Source organism: Bacillus sp. FSL R5-0585 (assembly GCF_038004545.1).
GTDB lineage: Bacteria > Bacillota > Bacilli > Bacillales > Bacillaceae_G > Bacillus_A > Bacillus_A cereus.
On record NZ_JBBORJ010000002.1, the window covers coordinates 126,533 to 146,624 of the forward strand.

The following is a 20,092-nucleotide window of genomic DNA, read 5'->3' on the forward strand; positions in this document are numbered from 1 at the left end:
TGGAAAACTGCTCAGAGGTGAGTGGCGTAGCAGATAGGCCGGGGGTCTATAAAATACCTATGGTTAGAATGTTACTAAATGTGACTGACGAAATTCTGAATGTACGTGTCTAAATGTCGATATGGTAGAAATGCCATACCCACCAAAGTTGTGGGGGTTGTGAGGTGGAGTAAGAATAATTGTTATGAAACACCTTATATTGTTAAAGGCAATATCTAGCAACCAGGCGCAAAGGAATGACCTAAGGGTATATGAAAAGATAAGAATATTGGAACGAAGAAAGCTAGGAACATGGAGGCTTTATCGCCTGTGAAGTGTTGAAATGGAAAGGGTTTAAATAAATCTATAACATTTCTTTATCCTAGTGAGAGTGATGGCATGACCTATGAACTATTTGTAATAAGTAGGGAGGAATAGCCATTAGTCAAAAACAACTATCAAATTATTGAGTGATAAAAGTGGACGTGAAATCGCAAGGTTCGTGTAAGACTAAGAGAGGTGAAAGTAATTTATGAGTAACCGACTTGAGATGGAACGAAAACCAAAGAAACATAGGAAACTTAGATTTAGTGAGTATTATAATACACAGCAAATGTTTGATGAGCTATACAATAGAAGTAGCAAAGGTGAGATATTCAAAAATCTAATCTCTCTTATTATGAGTGAAGAAAATATAAAACTTGCCTATCGGAATATAAAGAGAAACAAAGGAAGTTACACTAAGGGTTCTAATGAAACTACTATTTTAGAAATAGCCGAACAAAATATAACTGCATTTGTAGCAAGAGTAAAAAAATCCCTAGAAAATTATAATCCAAAGCCTATTAGAAGGGTGTACATTCCTAAGAGGAATGGTGACAAAAGACCACTAGGTATTCCAACAATGGAAGATCGGATTATACAACAATGTATTAAACAAATCCTAGAACCTATTTGTGAAGCGAAGTTTTATAACCATAGTTATGGGTTTAGACCAAATAGAAATGCAAAACATGCTATTGTTAGAGCTATGTCACTTATGAATATTTCTAAGTTCCATTATGTAGTTGATATTGATATTAAGGGATTCTTCGATAATGTAAACCATGGAAAGCTACTAAAACAGATTTGGTCGTTGGGAATTAGAGATAAAAGTCTTTTATCTATTATTTCTAAAATTCTCAAGACGGAAATTGAGAACGTAGGGCAAATGGAAAAAGGAACTCCTCAAGGTGGAATCATTTCTCCATTACTTTCTAATATTGTTCTGAATGAGCTTGATTGGTGGATAAGTTCACAGTGGGAAACGATGATTACAAGACATAACTATGAAAGTATTGATAAAAGAAATAATACAATTATTCGCTCCCACAAGTATACTGCATTAAGAAGAACGAGTAACCTTAAAGAAATGTTTTTGGTGAGATATGCAGATGATTTTAAAATCTTTTGTAAAGATTTTAAATCTGCTCAAAAGACTCTAATAGCAGTCAAGAAATGGCTTAAACATAGATTAGGACTTGAAGTGAACAATGAGAAATCTAAAGTCACTAATCTTAGAAGAAATTACACCGAGTTTCTTGGGTTTAAACTTAAGGTTGTTAAAAAGAAAGCTAAGAAAACAGACTATGTTGTAAAATCGCATATTACCGAACAGGCCAAGAAGAATATCACTCAAAAATACAAAAAGGCTATTAAGCGTATCAAAGCAAGACCACATGCTGATGAGGTTCGTTTGCTTAATTCAAAAATTTTAGGGTTTCACAATTACTATAATATCGCTACGATGGTAAACAAAGATTTTGCAGACATATACTATAAAACGAAAAACTTTGTTTACAATCGGTTACATCGTATATCGTCTTTAAAATTTAAAGGTGGAGAGACTCCTCCAACTTTTCTAAAATACTACGGTAAGTATAATTTTAAGACGTACTATATTATGGAAAAGCCAATATACCCTATAGCAGGTATTACACATAAATCTGCTAGAGCGCTAAATAAAGAGATAAATTCATACACCGAACGAGGAAGAAGGCTAATCCATGATAAGTTAAAATCGATTAACATAACAATATTAAGGTATTTGATGGAAAACCCTATTATCGATCAATCAATTGAGCTTAATGATAACCGTATTTCACTCTATGTAGGGCAAAATGGTAAATGTGCCATTACGAAAGAGCCTCTAGAAATAGGGGATATGGAGGTCCATCACATCATTCCAAAGTCAAAAGGTGGAACTGATGAATACGTAAATTTAATTTTTGTTCGTAGTGATATCCATAAACTCTTTCATGCAAAGAAAAAGGAAACAATAAATTATTATTTAGATAAAATTGGAATACTCAGCAGGTCTATGATACGTAAGATAAATAAAATGCGTACTTCTATTGGTTATGAGGAGATTTAATGAATTAACACTCAATATGATAGTTTGGATTTGATGGAACGCCGTATGCGGTGAAAGTCGCACGTGCGGTGTAGAGCGGGGGAAAAGATGGAGATAATTTCAAAGTTTTACCTATCGCTATTTTCAAGACAACAATTTCATAAATTTTTCAATGAACAAGAAAATATTGTATATATAGACACAGGTAATGATGCAGTGGATTTAATAAAAGGAAATCCAAGTGAGGAAATTATTAAACAACAAGAAGAGAGCGGTTATACAGGGCAAACAGTAACAGGGTTAAGAGTGAAGGGTGAAACAATTTTAGCGCCTGTTGCTGAATTGTATCCAGATGTTTTAACAGATGAGGATACAATTGCACCTAGCGATATTTCTTGTGATCGAGTAGTAGAATCACAGCCGCAAAGACGTATTACAAATCAATATTCGGCTTTGGCGGTTAATAATATGTTGAATTTTATTGTTAATCAATATTTGATTGTAAATCATCATATGGTATTTCATGCGAAAAAGGGATATAGCAGGGCATTTCCTGTAACTGAGGAACAAAGACAGCTGTTTAATCTAACAAATAAGGGTATTAAAGAATAATTATTTAAAATATGTAATTTGATTTTGAGTATCAAACGGGATATTGAAAGGAGAATGAATAATGAATAAGTGTACATTTTGTGGAAGAGAATCAGATTTTCATGATACTAAAATTGTAGGTGGTTATCAAATATTAACATGTTGTACAGATTGTGAAGAAGAAATACTTCAAGATCAAGAGGGTTTTTAGTAGAAATTAAATTTAGAGAGAGATAACTCAAATGTAGAAGTGAATGGACCAATTGGTTCATTCACTTCTTTTATTTCTCTACCAATAGTACTACATAGAATTACTATTTCTAATTGAGCTTATAGATGTTGCTAACTGAACATGCTAACTATGTCAATAATATGAAAGGTCTTCTATGATACTAATTTTATCATTTCAATCTTTCCTCAATTTTAAGTACTGGGAAGTAATCACCAATCTCATTTGTTTCCTTTTCGTTACGAGTCATACTAATACTTCCTATGTTAGCATATGTAACAGTTAGTGTTTGCCAACCTTCATGTTTTAGTAATTCATCTGATAATTGACTGTATCTATTAACTGCCATATCCTTAGCTGGAAATAGATTGTTAGATGCTAATACAATATTTGCTTTTATTTCACCATTTTCAACAGTTACGTTATTTAATTTGTCATTTTCTCCAATAGAATAATACTCAATAATTTCTTTTACATTATCAACTGTAAGTTGCTGTGGCGATTGTTCTAATACTGATTCCTTGTCCGCGGCTGGTACCTTCTCTTCTGCATTTTGTTCTATCGGTTGTGTTTGGGTATCTTTAGTCGCTAAGTCTACCTCTTGCTCAGACGGCTGTGTTTGGGCAGTTTCAGTTTCTGCTTCTACTGGGGCATCTTCTTCAGATATTTTCCCAATACTTTTTCCTGTGGTACCTACTTTATTTCCGTCTCTTATATCTACAATGTTTCCAGCAGCCATAACATACATGTCTGTCGCTTTATTGAACTGTTTAATACCATCTTTCCATTCAATACCTTCTGTATCAGACATCCCTGTTAATAATTTTGATGTAGACAATTCATATTCTTCCAGTGCTCTTATTAGGTTCTTATGTTGAGTTTCATATTTGCTTTCAGGAACTAAGTCCTTAAATTCCTTAGTTACCTTTCTAAATTCCATAACTGCTTCTTTATATTCTTCTTGTGACGAAGATAGCGAATGGTCCTCCTCTTGAATTTTAGTCATTTTATGTGATGCCTCTTTCATAGCACTAGACCCTTTTAAAAAGTCCTTTTCATACTTTGTTTCTTCAACAGTGTTTCCGCAACCTCCAACAAATAACATAAGTGGAAGTAAAAAATATACGAGCTTAAGCCTTACCATGTTGTAAACCCCTTACTTTCTAATTTTTTGTTTTATTCGTTATAGATTAAACCACTACACTCTTTTTAGGGCTTCTAAAATTAAAGTGTAGTAAACCCAGATTTTAAAATGTATGTATTTGGTGTTCATCTCAATATCTTAGTTTACGAATAATATGTTTGAATAATATTGTAATTGTAACATTTAAATTGAAAACTGCACTATAAAAGTTAAATAAATTATTTCTTGTTTTGATATACAATAAAATAAAAAACAGACCATAAACCAGCAATATAATTTAAAGTTTTTGTATTATTTTTAGTTTATAAATTGGCTGTTTTTGGTTATTGATATGGTATAATAAGTATATAATTTTTTTCTTTTTTCTTTCTGTAATTAAAGCAACCTATCGGGTTGAAGAGTACGCATTTTTAATGTGTTATGTCTTCTCCTTTTAGGTTGCTTTTTTATTTTGTTTAAAAAAGGAGTGATAATTTGAATCATTTATTGAGACTTTCAGAAACAATACATCCTATTACTTTAAATGCTTATCGATGGAAAATTACTAAAGGGAAACTTATTACCAAACGATTAATTAGAATTGAAAATATCGATTTAAGAATCGATACAGAACTCGAAGGTGTCAGTGTAGGTGATACGATTTATATTCATGTAGGAGATGTTATCTCGTATATCACAGCCGCTGAATGGGATCAGTATCAAAAAGAACAACATGTAATTGAAGATAGTTACAATAAGATGGTAACTAGTAGCATTGGTAATAGAAACTTATTTTAATAAAAACGATAAAAAGAGGAGTGTATATTGATGAATGTGTCTATATATAATCGCGAAAATAAAGAATGGAAAGAGAGAAAAGAAACAAAAAACAACAGTTTTAACGAAGTACTGAAGACATTGCAAATTCTTGAAAAAAATTTAGGAGGGAATACCTGTATTGCACCGTCAGAAATAGATTTGGGAATTTATCCAGAGCTGATAAAGATGGAAAATATAATACGAAATAAGTTAATAGGATATCAAGAAGATTTTTATTTTTTTGATATATATTATTATTTCTTATTTGAGCGAAAGGTATTGTGGTTAGTACGAGAGACAGGAACGAGAATAATAAATTTATGTAATTATGAAAACTTTGAAGAAAAACAGGTAGCATTTGAAATATTGGAATTCTATATTTATCAAAATTGTAGTGTAATCTATAGCATAATTGATGGGAGATTGAAAAAAATAAATCACCATCAGGCATTAGAATTATTAGAAAGTGTAAAGATATCAAAGAATTTGATTTGTTAACTTGAGAAAGTACAATAACAAAATAAATTTTCGGAATTTAAAGACTAAACAAACTTCAATGTGATATAATTTAGTTGCATTTTTTTCTTTTTCTTTTTTATATCACTAATTACTTATAACCTTTCGGGTTAATGAAATTACACAAAAAGGAACTTTATGTTACTTTATTTCATTGTGTAAACAATTCATTTTCCTGGAAGGTTATTTGTTTTTGCCTGAAAGGGGTGATGCTATGTTATAGCAATTAATTATTAAATAGAAACTGCTGCTGCAATGTCAAAAGTTTTTCGAAAAGGGGTGCATATTATGTTGGTTACAGTAATTGTTTCAGTTGTGGCTGGTATGGTCTCAGGATTGGCTAGTCATTACATCACAAACAAAAAGTTTTTGTTGCCTCGTAAGAGCAAGCTTGCATTTCACCCGGGTTTCTTGGGAGAGATGTTTGTAGGAAGTATTGCTTCACTCGTTGGTGTTGCAATGTTTAACCCTGAAACAATGATGGATATTCTTAAGGTGAGTATTCTTGCTGGGATTTCAGGGCAAGCTTTCCTGCTGCACAATCGCTTGGCAACAGAACAAGTAAAAACCGACGAGATTCAGTCGATTTCAAAGAAATTGAACGAACTCGAAAAAAAGAATAAGGAATAATAGAGGAGTAATCTGGTATAAATAGAAATAGAGAGATGAGGAGATTTGGTTATGTAACGGCCAAATAAAGTGAGTTGAGTTGAGGTGAGCCCGATGTCTCGAAAGGAAGTTTTTGATTATCTAGATGATCAAGAAAAAGAAGATTTAGCAGAATGGACAGAAGAGCTTAAGAATGCTCAATCTACGAAAGCAGTCAAACTTTATTCAGATAAGATAAAGGAACTGCTAGGAAAGATTGAACAACGAATGATTAGTTCAGGAGAGGAAGCAGCGACGGTTAGCTTCTAATTGAATAGCAAGAAAAGGAAAGCTGGTGGATTTATCCACCAGCTCTTCTTTATTGTTTAAAAATGCTCTATGTAAACATAGAACCTGGTTGATTAGGGGGTTAAAAAAATTTAAGAGGAGTGTTTATAATGAGTACAGATTTATTACAACAATTATTAGAGGTTGATCAAAAAGCAAGAGAACAAGAAAGAGTTTATTTAATCCAAAACTTTTTCAATTTAGGTGTTTCAATTGAAATCATAGCGGAAGCAACTTCAGTAAGTGTAGAGGATGTAAAAAGAATAATTAAATAATAGATGTATAAGGTTAAAAATGGTTTAATAACCTACTTACAAATATAATAACCATCTATCTGTTATACGATAGATGGTTATTATATTTGTTTTAAAAACTAGCAGATTCTTTCATTTAATAATCTGAAGGTAACATCATTAATCTGGATAGCATCCAGTCTAAGGTTTTGGAGTACCCTCTAAACAAAAAACTTCTAAAAGTAGTTACTTTGAGAAGTTGGTACAAAATTTCGGTATGGAGGGCAGTTGGATTTTCTTAGTTTGATAGGTATTGTTATATTTAATACATTAAGTAAATTTGAACGAGTCTAAAAGTTTTCTTTTCTATTTAAACTAAATATATTAAATAACTTAATTAAATCCTTACTAAAATATATATAGATATATTACAATGCATTAAGTAAATAAAATGGAGGTAAAGTGATCGATACAATTAGAGATGTTGTAGCAATAACCGCTTCAGTGTTCGGAATCATAAACGTTGGTTTAGACATCCACACTAAAGCGACTAAGAAACTACAACAAAGCAAAAAGCGTAAACGTAACAAACGTAAACGCAAATAAGCAAGATGAGGGGAAGGGTTGACAGCCATATTCCCCTCATTACTATTATAACATCGGTCACCAAAAAATTATGAAAAAAATTAAACCAATTGATTTAACTGTATTTGTTATTTTATTTTTGTGGGTAATAGCAAATGATTTTAGTGTAATGAGCACGTTGGATTGGATATGTATAGTTGCGGGGATTGTATATACTATCATGTTTATAATTAAGTTATGTATGAGAGGGGAAGAATAATGAAGTATCATTTAAATTCTAGGGAAGAAGTCGAGAATTTTATCAGAGAAGAAGTTCTTATCACTTCAGAGGCAATGGAGATTTTAGGGGTTAGCCGCTCCCGTATGAGCGTTATGATTAAGTCGGGTAAGTTGACACCAGTTAAAAAGCTAGGGAATGTGAGTTTATTTCTAAAGGCTGATATAGAAGCCAAAAAAGAAGAATTAGAAGGATTGAGAGAAAAGTTCCGTCCATATGATGAGTAAGAAGGGATTCACTCTATTGCAATAACCTAACCAAATAAAATCTCCCTTTAAGGGAAAAATACTATTTCTTCCCGTGATTCTACAGAAAGAATAGTGTTTTTTATTTTATGAGTAGTTCTTGGAAAATTGATTAATACTGTACTATTCGTGTTTTTACTAGTACTTTTATTGTTTTTTGGTAAGGCTAAACAAGGTACAACTGAAGGAAAACAATTTACGAAAGAAGAAATGATGCAATTTGCAGTATATATTTGAGAATTACCATTATATTAATGAAACGGAGTGTACGAAATGGGATATTTCAACCCTGAATTAATGAAAAATAATTTAGATCAGGAAGAAGCAATACAAATTATAAAAAACTATATGAAGAGATTGGCAGAAACATATGAAGATAAAGAGTATGCAGCGGAAGCTATTGAACGTATTTACAATGAGGATACTACTCGTGAGGATATTGACTTTATTTTAGAGTGTAAAAAGCTAATATTGGGGCACCGCCAAAAGAAGCACAATAGTATATATGCTTGATTTCCACGGGGTATCACCAGCATTTTTGAAAGTAACCAGGCTAAGAGTATGCAAGATTTTATACAGTTTTTCGGCTAATCGGATAACAAACGAGAACCCTAAAACCCATGCCAGGATAGGAATGTATAAAAAGATGAATAGCGTTATAGAAAATAAAAAAGGGGATTCCTTCTGAGAGTAAGGATTCCCCTTTTTCTTTGCTACCGATAATGAGACGTTATGTTAACTATTAGTGTATAGGATATACATACGGAAAAATTGAAGTTATAATAAAATTGAATTATTTGGAAATATTTCCGGAGGTGAAAATACCGTATGCAAAAGTTAACTAACAAAGAAATTGATTATATTTTAAAACAATTAATGATAAATGATTTGAAAGAATTGATACATGTTGGAGAAGGTGCATGGCATGAAGTTTATAGAATAAAAACATTTTCAAATCAAGATTTTGTTATAAGAATTAAAAAAAAGAAAGCATATAATCAGCTTCAAACTTACACCAGACAGCATCTTCTTACAGAATATGAATCATCCAAAATATATTATAACCAAGCCAACAAATGCATTTGGAGAATATGCCCGACCGAATTTAAATACTTTATTGATGAAGAAATAATATTTAATATAGAAAGCTTTATGGGAAGTAGTCTACCGTTACATAGCTTAGACTATAACAAATCATTATATTTAGGACAGTTGTTGGGAAAATTTTGTAAAGAGATGCACGATAAGGATCCTATGCTGAAGGGGTATGGAAATTTAATATGGAGCGAAAACAATATAGAAGGTAAGGAAGCATTAGATATTCAAGAGAGATGGGAGCAAGATAATGACTTTTATCTTAAAACATTAAAAAAGCTAAGTAACTCAGAGTTAAAATTCAATCGGAAACGGGTTGAATTAAAAATACAGAGTATCATTTCTATCCGAAGAAAAAGGATACAAAAGATATCTTTAGTTAATCAAGATGTTACCCCTGAGAATATAGTATTCCACCAGGATAATGTTTCCGTTATTGATCCATATCCTAGATTAGATTTTGATGTAAAGTATGCTGGTTACTTTTACTTTTGTTATAAACTTCTTCTTCCTTCTTATTCCAACGCTCCAAGATATATAAATAGGGGTTATGATAGCAATGTAGACGTATTAAACGGCATAGCAGAGGGTTTTGTTAAAGGGTATGCAGGCAATGACCACTCTCTATATAAAAGACTAATTGATGAATATCTTTTGTGGATCTTATTAGAAATTCATGAACATTATATGCTGTTAAAACAAGAGGATTTAAGTTATAAGGTTGAACAGCAAATGGGAAATAAGGATATTCTAGAACAGAGAATGGAAATGTATTTAAAAGAACTGGAGAAACTGATTGGAAATAAGCGCTAGAACTTTATAGATTCTCAGAAACATTGACTTCCAATAACGAAAATTATGTAAATAAGCTGTTCACATGGGCAGCTTACTTTATTTTTCCTCATAGCATAGCTTATTTTGAAAATACTGACGGTATCCCGGGGAGCATAAAAAAACAATAAAATACTAAACTTTAGAAGTTAAATAAAGGATAATCAAAATGTAAAAAGACAATAAAGTTATTAAATTTTAAAATATAGTTGTTTCTGTAGTACTCACATTTCTTTAAACAATACAGAAACAACTACGTTATTTTTTAAACATTTTTATTATTTGTGAACACCAAAGTTTCCAGTAGGAAGTGTCTTAATTTGAAATTGGTGATGTGCTAGCCCTTATGAGGGCATTTCGCAGGACTGTTCCAATATGTGTTACTATTTAGTAGTTACATCAATAATTACTAAAATAAGGTAAAGTGTATAGAGATGAAGAGACTAGCGATAAGTTTAGTATATGAAAAACCTAATTTTACTGGTAAGTGAAGGGGGATCTGTATTTGATATGTTAAAAGGTGATATCATTTTGGATAAGCTGCAGCAATTTGTTTCTGGGGAATCTATTCAACGCCAAAGTACGAAGAGTAGCCTTGCTGATTTTATACTGTCATCTGGTGAAACGTCGAAGGCAGCAATTTGGATAGTTAGCTATATCGAGAGCTTATGCCATGACAAGCATGATAAGGGTGTTTACACTCAAATGAACAACCCTGAATTAATTGCTGATTTGTTAGAAGTGGCTTATGAAAGTCTGAATAGGGACGCTGATCTGCAACCATACGTTACACAAATCGCAAGATTATTGTATATTGACAAGAAGGCACGTGACACGTTAAATTCTGAACGATATGTTCAGTATCGGGCAGCTTTGATGTTGGATGAATTAATTTCCTTAAACGTTTCTCTGCCACCAGAAGTAGTAGAGCTGGTGTTATCGGATTATTATAGATCGGATATACCAACAAAAGAGTTCATTTGCAGTATATGGAGGAGAGTGGCTGAAAGAGGCATTAATATATCCAATCATATAAATTCACTTGTCATTAATGTTAAGAACCATGAATCTTCTACTCTCACTAAAAATAGTATACTAGCTTTATGGGCATGCATTCGCAGGGGATTCTTTGATACACCTACCCCTGATAGTAATCAAACTTATCACGTATGGCTTTGGCACATGACTACAAGCTGTGTAGATAAACTGAAGAAAACATACGAGGAACCTATCCGCTCAGTGGCAGTGGGCTGTCTTCTTGAAACTGCAAGGATATACCCGGAGGTTCAATCCTTGATTCTAGAATGCATGGATAAATGGGGAATTGCAGAACCAAAGCGTCCACGTAGTGATTTTCAACGAGATTTAAAAGAGCTTTTTTCACGTTGCGAAAATCATCCAGGCATAAATTGCTTACCAGAGAATTATGTTATTACTAAAAGAGGAATCATGTCGAGTGCTAAATCTAACTCGTAATTCAAATAACGTAAGTATCGTAAAAATCGCTATTTTTTTATAGTCTATTTACGCAATTTATGTTATCTTTTCATATGTTAATTACTTACAATTTTTTGAGAGGGGTATATGTCAATGAAACGTAAGATTTTATCGTTTTTAGTAGTTCCAATGTTAATGTTAACTGGGGTTGGATGTGAGGCAAAGGTTAAGAAAGATGAAGCAATGGAAGCTTCTGTTAAACAAAATAAAAAAGAAGACTTCAGTAAAAACCTAGAATATTTAATGAAAGATTTCTCCGAACAATCTAAAGAAATAGACGATATTGTAAAAAGTAGCAAGTCAATGAAGAAAAAGTCAGAAAAGTTAAAAGAAGTATCTAAACCTTATTTAGAGCTAGTGGACAAATTAAGTAAGTTAGAGTATGAAGAAAAAGATTTCCCAGTACAACATAATGTAGGTGTAGCGATGATTCATGTAAAAGATGGAGTGGCAATCATACAAGAAGCTTTAGATAAGGGTAAAGAAAATGAAGTTGATGCTGGGGTTGAAAGATTAGAAACTGCTTCTAAGTTAATTGATAAAGTAAACAAAGAATTGAAAAAATCTAAGTAACCTAACTATAGGGGAGTGTATTATATCTATAGGCTATCCTATAATTAATGGATCCTAAAGCTTCATACATAATAAAAATACCGGTTCTAATAAGAACCGGTATTTTAAATGGTATTATTTTGAAGCACTTATTTTACTAAGTAAAATAAGTGTATAGTTTAATTCCTATCAATAATCCGTTGGTAACATCATAATAAAACTTTTACCATTATCAATAATCCATATACGGTGTGCTAATGGAAGTTTATCCACTTTTACATTCGTTTTGGAACGTATTTCAAAACCTGGACTTTCTGGTTGATAATTTAATACTAAATAATTATCCTCCAATTTTAAATCAAAGATGTGTTTATAGCTTAATAAAGAATTGTTTCTTGAAAGTATTTGTGTTTTAAAAAAATCCCAAATGCTTTTAGTTATTATTGAAGGAAGAATTTTATCTATACTTGCCGTTCCATAACTATGACGATAAATATTACGTATTTTCATATTGTATCCTCCTTTTCAAAACCAAAGGAGATTGAAATATTTAAGGATAAATCTAATGATGGTACACGTAAGTTACCCCACGTATCTAATGGATCATGCCCATCGATAACATATTTTTCCTCAATTCTCGCTAAATAATAGTTTTCACTTCCAATGCAATTTAGCCAATAAAATAAAAGTAAAATAGATTCACTATTTTTAGTATCGTTTATGTTTTCTCCTAGTTCCTCTGGCATATCCCACTTAAAATCCGTCCAATGCCATAACAGACCGTGTGGCAGTGTATTTTTTGTTTTTGCCTTATTCAGTAATTCGTGTACTTTTTCTACTGATTCAGAATTAGTTAATATTTCATTCATAGATTTCAATAAATCTGAATGCCTTATAATTAACACAACATTTGCCATGTGTTTAATACCTCCTAAAGTGTTCTTCATAAAATTTCACGTACCATATGTTTAATATATTTTTAAACATATAGTAATCAAGGGAATGCTGTCCTTGAAAGGACGGAAATATCATTTAGAATTTCACACGTAATTACGTAAAACATAATCACAATCGCTACATATATCCTTATATGATTGACCGTGTATGGTTTTCTTTTCAAATAGTTCAATTGTCTCCACATAATAAGAACAATTTGTACATTTTTTAAAGTGTAAATCCAATAGATCGATAGGTAATTTATTTTTATATAGCCAAATATCTACATCAAATTGTATTAGTTTTTTGATTCTTGGAAATTTCATAGTAGGAGTTTGGGATTTATTATTAACTAAATTAAGCATGAAGGACCTCCTTAATATAATTCTGATTCACCCAAATAATCTGGGTGAATCAGAAGCTTTATCCAAGTATTTAATCTTAAAATTTCATCAAAGTTAAATTAAAAAACGATATTTTGACTATTAATAAGTGAAAGTGAATTTTTCTTAAATACGAATAAAGTCATGGGTGCTAATATGGAAATCTTCTTGTTTTTGAAACATAATCACTTCAGAACAACCTTCACTCTTTTTTATTTTCTTTATAAAATTATTTAAATCTTTTTGATCATAATTTTCTAATTTCCAATATACTAACTCACTGTTTATCGACCAGCCTTTTAAATAATTTTCGCGGAGACCAACTACTAATAAGATGAAATCCTTATTCTTTTTATATACCTTTTCCAAATTTACATATCCAAGTAGTAATGCAAATAGCATTTCTATATCACCAGACATACTGGAAATGAAATTTTCATGTTTGGCATATGCAAATAGTCTTTGCTTAATAACGGTTAAATCATAATTACTAAATGACAATACCATTGGTTCGCCCCAATCACCGTCAGATATATAGCCAGCTTTTTTTCCATCTATATATACCACTGCTTGTTGTAGTGGTTCACCCTCATGTCCTCGTTTAATTGTGTAAGTCTTGATTTCAATCCCATTAATACTTGCCATTTTTATTCCCCCTGGTCTGCATGATTTAATTCTTAAATATCCGTCATACAATCTGTGAATAAATAGATTCAAATTTCTTGCGATCATTTATCGTTCCAGATAACTCAAATTTCATTAATACGGGTACGTTGTATTTATCAGAGATAACATCTGCACTCTTTGCAAACATGTCTCCCCAATTGCGATTGCCACTTGCTGCAACGCCTCGTAAGTGCTTAAAATTCTTAGTTAAGAAGTCTTCTACAAGTTGTGGCACTTGACCAAAACCTGTTGTGTAAGTAACGAGTATAAAATCCTCTTCAAGGAGTAAATTGTCAGTAATTTTTACTGACTTTATATTTGGTAATGATTTTATAAACCGTTCAACATTACTTGTCTTAGATGCAAATGCCACTAACATAAAAGTACCCCCTTGACTATTTTTAAAAGCAGAAAAGGGGCATATTCCAATTGAATATAACCCCATTTTGAAACTATAAAATTTGGTTTTTACCCAGATCCTAATTACTGATAGTTAGTTGTTCATTTAAGTCTTCTATTATGGATTCTTTAGTTGATTCCATCCCGACAGGAATAACAACTCCATATATAACACCCTGAATTAACCCATCTGGATAATTCGGAGTATTTTTAACTCGTTCTAATAAAAATTCAGCAAACTCTTCAATTGTTTCATCATCTTGAGCGTAAAATTGAATGTTTCCAAGAAGGACTAGTTCCGGAGTCTCTGGACTTTGTTGCATTGGCACTAGTTCCTGCATTAATGGTTGACGTATTTCGGGTAAGCAATAATCTAAAAATATGCCTATTGTCGAAATAACCATAGTATCCATGAAAGAAGTAATAATCAGATCTCCTTTCATTCCATAAACACGAATTGCTGCAGCTATTTGACGATAATCTTCGCTATTCAAATACCCTTGAAACTCACTATTTAAATATAAACTAAATAACTCATTATTATTTTCAAACATATTATAATTCCTCCTTATTATCTTTAATAGTATTTCTATCATCTTCATAATGACTTGCTGCTGCATCTGAAAATTGGTCCAACAGAAAGTCAATTTGTCTGTCTAGTAGCATAATATCGTCAAACACATGACTTCCAAAGTACATGCTAATCGATGTAATACTTTCAAAGTTAATACTCAATTCATATTGCCCTATCTTACTGTTGAAATAGAAAGTTGACTTTTGCTGCGTATTTTGGAATTTATGACGTACTTCTGTTTTTTCGAGAAGATTTCTTTCTTCAAGTTTCGGAGCGATAAAACGATATATTGCTTTAATGAGACTTGAAGAGAGTATTTCCATCATAAAAGTAAAAACTTCTGGATTCTTCTTGTAGATACGATTATAGGAATCTAAAAAAAGCATCGTTTTTGTAAATTCAATTTTGTTATTAGAGAACTTTTGAATTTCAGCATTTTCGTGAAGTGAACAACTGTCCCAGTAAGTTTCATTTAGCAGCTCAATAAAATTATTCATCTTAACTCCCTCCATAATAAAAACTCCTCAAAATTGAGAAGTCTGTTCATTACGCATACATGCGTTTAATATTTTCTTACTGTGTTTCTAATCGAAATTCTTCGTAGTCATTTCTTAAAAGTAGGTATTGTTTTGAAATGATTTCTTGAATGTCTTCATGTGCTAGATCCTGATTCTCAGTAAGAGCATCATTTTTTAATTCTGGCCATGTTTTACCGCATTGATCTAATACGAATTCATTAAAACTCATTTATTCTCTCCTTTCTAGACAATACAAAAAGCCCTTCAAGGATACTGGATAGTAAGAACCAATGCATTTAGCATTACATTCTTCTTTCAAGTAACCCGAAGGGCTTGTGTGTATTGAAATTGATTTAAAAAATAAAAAAGGTGTATATAACAAATAATATCTCAATTTTCTGAAAATGTAAATTGATTATAAAGAATTCGTTTTAGAGTTTGATAAATATAATTTATAGGAAGTAAATATGAAAAAGTTAGAGAATTATCTTAGTTATCAAATAGATTCTGCCTATACTTTAAGTAGAGCCCAATTTATTAAATTTAAATAGTTTATATGTTCATATATAGAATTTTGAAGGGGGTATATTGTAAATGATTCCAACGTCAACATACGTGGCTAAATGGGTATTAGATGACTTAACACTTGCATCAAGACCAAATCAGGGGATCAAATTAAGTACATTTAAAAAATTAGAGAAACTTTATGTAGAATACAGAGAAATGATTGAGGGGGATACTAGCTTTGAAATTACGCATTATTTGCTAGAGTTTATCAATCCTCATAATCTCTTTGTAGTAAGAGAGGGTTACTATATATTTGATAATAAAACGATGAAATTTATTAAAGTATCGGATGACATCCATTTTTCAAATCAAAGCTTAGCGTACTGTAATAATGGAGTTGCAGTGGATTTAATAAACGGGAAAATGCATTTTTTAGAAGGTCATTATTATAAAGTTAAGACCTCATATGTTGATTTATTAAAAGGAGAAACTATACCTGTAATGGTATTAAGTCATCTAGATAATAATGTTGGAGTATCAGTTCCTTTGACAATGTTTAATGAGGAAAGAACTTTTAAAATTTCAGAGAGTTATATAGTGGATCTCTCCTCGAAAAATTGTAACAATGAGAGTGAATTTAGTGAAAAGGGAAACGTAGTGCGATTTCTAAAACCATCTATTGTGTAGTTAAGTATATATGTTAATTAAATTCATAATGAATTTAAGAAGGTGATAAAATTGTCTTTTGAAATGTATACAGCCTTTCGAGATAAAGTAATTATAAAGGATGAATATAAAGAATTGGTGGAATTAATAAATACAGGAAGCTGGGAAGAAGCAGCATTAAAGTTTCCATTTGTTAAAGAATATATAAAAGTTAATCGTAGTAAAGACATTCCATTTACAAAGGAACAGACAAATGAAGCATTAGCAGAAGATGATTTTCTATATATGAGGTGGCACGTAGGAAACTGGGAAGAAGAGAATGACTATTATACAAATTTAAAAGGTAATGAATGGTCATTTATAGCCAATTTAAAGAATTTCAGAGATACAGAATATAATGTGACACCTATTTCATTATTTATCAATTTAGCCAAGAAGACTCCTTCCTTAAGGAGCGTAAAGGACGTAGCCCAGCGAGTAGGTGGGAGATGAATTGGCTTCGAACAAGAGATGGCAGGAAGTCATCTTAATTGTTCGACATATGTAAAGTGTTACCGGACAATTTGTCATAATCACTTCACTATCAATCGAATATATGTTTGGTGTATAATAGATATATATCGAAATGGAGGTGAAACGAAGGATGATCAATAAAGCGTATAAATTTCGTATCTATCCAAATAAAGCACAAGCGATCCTGATCAATAAAACGATTGGTTGTTCTCGTTTTGTATTCAATCACTTCCTATCTCTATGGGATAATGCATACAAAGAAACAGGAAAAGGTTTGACATATGGTACATGCTCTGCCAAACTTCCTGCCATGAAGAAAGAGTTTGTTTGGCTAAAAGACGTCGATAGTATTGCTGTTCAATCGTCTGTTCGCAACCTTGCGGATGCTTACACACGCTTTTTTAAAAAACAAAACAGTGCCCCGCGTTTCAAATCTAAAAAGAACAACGTACAATCTTATACCACAAAACAAATAAATGAAAACATTGCTGTTGTGGGAAACAAAATGAAATTGCCGAAACTAGGTCTTGTTCGATTTGCCAAAAGTCTTGAAGTAAAGGGACGTATTTTAAATGCTACGGTTAGACGGAACCCTTCTGGCAGATACTTTGTGTCATTGTTAGTTGAAACAGAAGTGCAAGAACTTCCGAAAACACATTCTTATATTGGAATGGATGTAGGATTAAAAGATTTCGCCATTTTGTCAGATGGAACAACCTATAAAAATCCTAAATTTTTCCGCTCATTGGAAGAGAAGTTGGCAAAAGCACAGCGTGTTCTTTCTAGAAGAATGAAAGGATCTTCTCGCTGGAATAAACAACGAGTAAGGGTAGCTAGAATTCATGAATACATAGCTAATGCTAGAAAAGATTACTTGGACAAAATCTCAACTGAAATCATCAAAAACCACGATGTTATCGGTATAGAAGATTTGCAAGTATCGAATATGTTAAAAAATCATAAGTTAGCAAAAGCGATTAGCGAAGTATCTTGGTCACAATTAAGAACGTTGCTAGAATACAAGGCAAAATGGTATGGAAAACAAGTCATTCCGGTATCCAAAACATTTGCTTCAAGCCAATTATGTTCTTGTTGTGGGTATCAAAATAAAGACGTTAAGAATCTAAATCTTCGTGAATGGGATTGTCCTAAGTGCAATAGTCATCACGACAGAGATATTAACGCAAGTATCAATCTTAAAAATGAAGCTTTAAGGCTTCTAACCGTAGGAACTACGGGGATAGCCTAATGAATTAGAAGCCGCTAGGCTTCTGTACTTAGGAATCTTTCACTACAAACAGTCCGTAAGAACGTTAAGTGGTGAGTAGTTCAAGAATTTGATATTAAAAGAAGTAGCAGAACATATTATAAAGCTGAAAGCTTGGTATGGTGAAGCTGATGAACCAGAAGAATATGTTTATATTAATAATGAATTTATAAAGAAGTTGTAGCAGTAATGAATTATTGCTGCTTTATTATTTTTAAATACACTAAAATTATTGTTGTTGGGTTTATGTATATTCATTTATAATAGAATATGGAAAATTTTACACTGCAATAATAAAGATTTTTATTATACAAGAGCTGGGAGCAGCTCTTTTTATTTTGCTCAGGGGGAGTGTGAAAGAAAAAAGTTTATGTTAGTGGCGAAGTTAAATGATCTAATAGAAAATAAAAAGTTACAATTAGTAGAACTGGTAAATAAACATGGTTTTAGTCATACGAAAGTCCTCCATTTAAGTCAGGAAATCGATGAATTAATTAATAAATATATGATCATAAAAAAGGAACCCTATAATAGTAGGGTTCAAAGGGAACAGATACATAAAATAAATAAAGAGAATAATTTAATTATATAAGAAAATTGATACCGTAATATTGAGAAAGTGTAAAACCTTAATTAATTATTTTCGTTTGAAAAGTGATGTGATTACTATTTTAAAATTAAGAACAAATTTAATAGAGAAAGCTGTTTAACGAATTCAATTAACAGAAGATAATATAGTTAGTAAACAAAGAGCGGAACATTTTGTTAATGAATTAATCAAAAAAGATTAAATGCATCTTACTGCTAGATCTTGATTTCGCAAAAAATTCTGCTTCATTTCCTCCATCCACAAAACCACCAATATTTCTGAAAACTCCACATTCACCAGGTCCTAAATATCGTACGCCTACATAATCATTATAGCTATCAGGATCGTACTCCCATAATTCAACTTTTAACTTACTAGTTGAACCTACTTCAGCAGCTCGGCAAATCTTGTAATCTCCACCAGTCGAGGCATATACATAGCTTTCAGCACCATTTGAATATAGCGTTTCTTCTCCTAAGTAATCCCATCCAGAACTAAAAGGCTCTATTGTGTTTGCAAATGTAGAAGAAGGGACCAACAATACTAATAACGTCGTTACGAATGCCATCATACTAATTTTAAATTTTTTCATTCTTTTTCCTCCTTTGTTTTTGATTGAAAATTATTGTTCTTCACATAATACATAAAATATTTTGTTTTGTTGCAAATGAATGCTTTAAAATAATGTTGTTTGAAAACACTTCTATCCAAATGTTAGGGGTAACGCTACATTGCTATCCAGCTAATAGAGCGCGATCAAGCTAAGGTTTTTAATTACCCCCTAAACGAAAAATTTATTTCTTAATAATTGGTGATTTTAGGGAATTAGTTTTTTTGTTTTTGAGGTGTTGACCTTTCTTACGGTGATAGGCATGTGGCAGTACCACTTATAGGCAAAGGTTTTGACCCTTATTTTGATGGTGGGTGTTGTATATTGATAATAAAGTCATTTAAAAACAAAAGTAAATCTCTTATTGTTATTTTGTTAATTTTTACCGTTAGGGAAAATAAAGTTAAAAGTGATGTAAAATTAATTCCTAGATTTGAATAAATAGGAGGAAAGTTCTAATAAACGAAAAAGAAATTGAAGAATTATTTGAAGGCGTAACACCAACATTTCGGAAATTTTGTACGGTAAGCTGTCAAAACTATAAAATTTGATTGTAATATGTTC

Annotated in this window: 29 protein-coding genes; 19 read left to right on the forward strand and 10 right to left on the reverse strand. The window is 31.6% G+C overall.

The window, feature by feature from the left end:
• Positions 1-511 precede the first annotated feature (511 nt).
• The 3 genes from ltrA to MKY38_RS27150 all read left to right on the forward strand — a co-directional run bounded on the left by ltrA (position 512) and on the right by MKY38_RS27150 (position 3,173).
• Positions 512-2,392: a group II intron reverse transcriptase/maturase gene (gene ltrA, locus MKY38_RS27140; protein ID WP_341050608.1), complete on the forward strand. Its 1,881-nt coding sequence runs from the start codon at positions 512-514 to the stop codon at positions 2,390-2,392.
• A gap of 87 nt (positions 2,393-2,479) precedes the next feature.
• On the forward strand, positions 2,480-2,983 hold the full coding sequence (locus MKY38_RS27145; RefSeq protein ID WP_098273026.1) for a thiamine biosynthesis protein ThiF: 504 nt from the start codon (positions 2,480-2,482) through the stop codon (positions 2,981-2,983).
• A gap of 61 nt (positions 2,984-3,044) precedes the next feature.
• Complete coding sequence (locus MKY38_RS27150) at positions 3,045-3,173, forward strand: hypothetical protein (RefSeq protein WP_256941576.1); 129 nt, start codon at positions 3,045-3,047, stop codon at positions 3,171-3,173.
• A 190-nt stretch (positions 3,174-3,363) separates the two neighbouring features.
• Here MKY38_RS27150 and MKY38_RS27155 read toward each other — a convergent pair whose 3' ends face one another.
• Positions 3,364-4,335: a hypothetical protein gene (locus MKY38_RS27155; protein WP_061682339.1), complete on the reverse strand. Its 972-nt coding sequence runs from the start codon at positions 4,333-4,335 to the stop codon at positions 3,364-3,366.
• A gap of 474 nt (positions 4,336-4,809) precedes the next feature.
• Here MKY38_RS27155 and MKY38_RS27160 point away from each other — a divergent pair, with 474 nt between their 5' ends.
• From MKY38_RS27160 to MKY38_RS27210, 11 genes are all read left to right on the forward strand, one after another.
• Positions 4,810-5,112: a hypothetical protein gene (locus MKY38_RS27160; protein ID WP_170965413.1), complete on the forward strand. Its 303-nt coding sequence runs from the start codon at positions 4,810-4,812 to the stop codon at positions 5,110-5,112.
• Between the two features lie 30 nt (positions 5,113-5,142).
• A complete protein-coding gene (locus tag MKY38_RS27165; RefSeq protein ID WP_001103070.1) occupies positions 5,143-5,631 on the forward strand; it encodes a hypothetical protein in 489 nt (162 codons plus the stop codon).
• Between the two features lie 306 nt (positions 5,632-5,937).
• Entirely contained in the window at positions 5,938-6,279 is a 342-nt protein-coding gene (locus MKY38_RS27170) for a DUF4257 domain-containing protein (RefSeq protein WP_000961794.1), read from the forward strand.
• Between the two features lie 93 nt (positions 6,280-6,372).
• Positions 6,373-6,567 (forward strand): hypothetical protein, encoded by a 195-nt coding sequence (locus tag MKY38_RS27175; RefSeq protein WP_000087398.1) that lies wholly within the window; start codon positions 6,373-6,375, stop codon positions 6,565-6,567.
• 128 nt (positions 6,568-6,695) lie between these two features.
• Positions 6,696-6,860 (forward strand): hypothetical protein, encoded by a 165-nt coding sequence (locus MKY38_RS27180; RefSeq protein ID WP_000102285.1) that lies wholly within the window; start codon positions 6,696-6,698, stop codon positions 6,858-6,860.
• Between the two features lie 801 nt (positions 6,861-7,661).
• The gene (locus tag MKY38_RS27185) at positions 7,662-7,907 is read left to right on the forward strand and encodes a helix-turn-helix domain-containing protein (protein ID WP_086385201.1); all 246 of its coding nucleotides are present in this window, start codon (positions 7,662-7,664) and stop codon (positions 7,905-7,907) included.
• 126 nt (positions 7,908-8,033) lie between these two features.
• The gene (locus MKY38_RS27190; protein WP_257144230.1) at positions 8,034-8,162 is read left to right on the forward strand and encodes a hypothetical protein; all 129 of its coding nucleotides are present in this window, start codon (positions 8,034-8,036) and stop codon (positions 8,160-8,162) included.
• A 36-nt stretch (positions 8,163-8,198) separates the two neighbouring features.
• Entirely contained in the window at positions 8,199-8,438 is a 240-nt protein-coding gene (locus MKY38_RS27195) for a hypothetical protein (RefSeq protein ID WP_000540344.1), read from the forward strand.
• A 315-nt stretch (positions 8,439-8,753) separates the two neighbouring features.
• Positions 8,754-9,833, forward strand: coding sequence for a hypothetical protein (locus MKY38_RS27200; RefSeq protein WP_341050622.1), 1,080 nt, complete (start codon positions 8,754-8,756; stop codon positions 9,831-9,833).
• A gap of 528 nt (positions 9,834-10,361) precedes the next feature.
• Complete coding sequence (locus MKY38_RS27205; RefSeq protein WP_200462476.1) at positions 10,362-11,327, forward strand: hypothetical protein; 966 nt, start codon at positions 10,362-10,364, stop codon at positions 11,325-11,327.
• A gap of 108 nt (positions 11,328-11,435) precedes the next feature.
• Positions 11,436-11,921, forward strand: a complete 486-nt coding sequence (locus MKY38_RS27210) for a hypothetical protein (RefSeq protein ID WP_341050625.1) — start codon at positions 11,436-11,438, stop codon at positions 11,919-11,921.
• Between the two features lie 168 nt (positions 11,922-12,089).
• Here the strand turns inward: MKY38_RS27210 and MKY38_RS27215 are convergent, their stop codons facing one another.
• From MKY38_RS27215 to MKY38_RS27250, 8 genes are all read right to left on the reverse strand, one after another.
• Complete coding sequence (locus MKY38_RS27215; protein WP_000702366.1) at positions 12,090-12,410, reverse strand: DUF960 family protein; 321 nt, start codon at positions 12,408-12,410, stop codon at positions 12,090-12,092.
• Positions 12,407-12,817, reverse strand: coding sequence for a hypothetical protein (locus tag MKY38_RS27220; RefSeq protein ID WP_098272989.1), 411 nt, complete (start codon positions 12,815-12,817; stop codon positions 12,407-12,409). The genes MKY38_RS27215 and MKY38_RS27220 overlap by 4 nt, the downstream gene beginning before the upstream one ends.
• 123 nt (positions 12,818-12,940) lie before the next feature.
• Entirely contained in the window at positions 12,941-13,201 is a 261-nt protein-coding gene (locus MKY38_RS27225; protein ID WP_000933614.1) for a hypothetical protein, read from the reverse strand.
• 144 nt (positions 13,202-13,345) lie between these two features.
• Entirely contained in the window at positions 13,346-13,864 is a 519-nt protein-coding gene (locus tag MKY38_RS27230; RefSeq protein ID WP_200462474.1) for a hypothetical protein, read from the reverse strand.
• Positions 13,865-13,907: 43 nt separating this feature from the next.
• Positions 13,908-14,264 (reverse strand): class Ib ribonucleoside-diphosphate reductase assembly flavoprotein NrdI, encoded by a 357-nt coding sequence (gene nrdI, locus MKY38_RS27235; protein WP_000959161.1) that lies wholly within the window; start codon positions 14,262-14,264, stop codon positions 13,908-13,910.
• Between the two features lie 100 nt (positions 14,265-14,364).
• On the reverse strand, positions 14,365-14,838 hold the full coding sequence (locus MKY38_RS27240) for a hypothetical protein (protein ID WP_341050631.1): 474 nt from the start codon (positions 14,836-14,838) through the stop codon (positions 14,365-14,367).
• A gap of 1 nt (position 14,839) precedes the next feature.
• Entirely contained in the window at positions 14,840-15,355 is a 516-nt protein-coding gene (locus MKY38_RS27245; RefSeq protein ID WP_137072218.1) for a hypothetical protein, read from the reverse strand.
• Positions 15,356-15,431: 76 nt separating this feature from the next.
• The gene (locus MKY38_RS27250) at positions 15,432-15,605 is read right to left on the reverse strand and encodes a hypothetical protein (protein ID WP_000009392.1); all 174 of its coding nucleotides are present in this window, start codon (positions 15,603-15,605) and stop codon (positions 15,432-15,434) included.
• Positions 15,606-15,970: 365 nt separating this feature from the next.
• Between MKY38_RS27250 and MKY38_RS27255 the strand changes: the two genes are divergently transcribed.
• From MKY38_RS27255 to MKY38_RS27270, 4 genes are all read left to right on the forward strand, one after another.
• Positions 15,971-16,570 (forward strand): hypothetical protein, encoded by a 600-nt coding sequence (locus tag MKY38_RS27255; RefSeq protein ID WP_062821186.1) that lies wholly within the window; start codon positions 15,971-15,973, stop codon positions 16,568-16,570.
• Positions 16,571-16,633: 63 nt separating this feature from the next.
• Positions 16,634-17,041, forward strand: coding sequence for a hypothetical protein (locus tag MKY38_RS27260; RefSeq protein WP_137072216.1), 408 nt, complete (start codon positions 16,634-16,636; stop codon positions 17,039-17,041).
• A 151-nt stretch (positions 17,042-17,192) separates the two neighbouring features.
• The gene (gene tnpB, locus MKY38_RS27265; RefSeq protein WP_200462473.1) at positions 17,193-18,311 is read left to right on the forward strand and encodes an IS200/IS605 family element RNA-guided endonuclease TnpB; all 1,119 of its coding nucleotides are present in this window, start codon (positions 17,193-17,195) and stop codon (positions 18,309-18,311) included.
• A 388-nt stretch (positions 18,312-18,699) separates the two neighbouring features.
• A complete protein-coding gene (locus tag MKY38_RS27270; protein ID WP_137072195.1) occupies positions 18,700-18,921 on the forward strand; it encodes an aspartyl-phosphate phosphatase Spo0E family protein in 222 nt (73 codons plus the stop codon).
• Between the two features lie 181 nt (positions 18,922-19,102).
• Here MKY38_RS27270 and MKY38_RS27275 read toward each other — a convergent pair whose 3' ends face one another.
• On the reverse strand, positions 19,103-19,510 hold the full coding sequence (locus MKY38_RS27275) for a hypothetical protein (protein WP_088092077.1): 408 nt from the start codon (positions 19,508-19,510) through the stop codon (positions 19,103-19,105).
• Between the two features lie 282 nt (positions 19,511-19,792).
• On the opposite strand from MKY38_RS27275, the gene MKY38_RS27280 reads away from it, so the two are divergent.
• Complete coding sequence (locus MKY38_RS27280) at positions 19,793-19,969, forward strand: hypothetical protein (RefSeq protein ID WP_170965417.1); 177 nt, start codon at positions 19,793-19,795, stop codon at positions 19,967-19,969.
• Positions 19,970-20,092 lie beyond the last annotated feature (123 nt).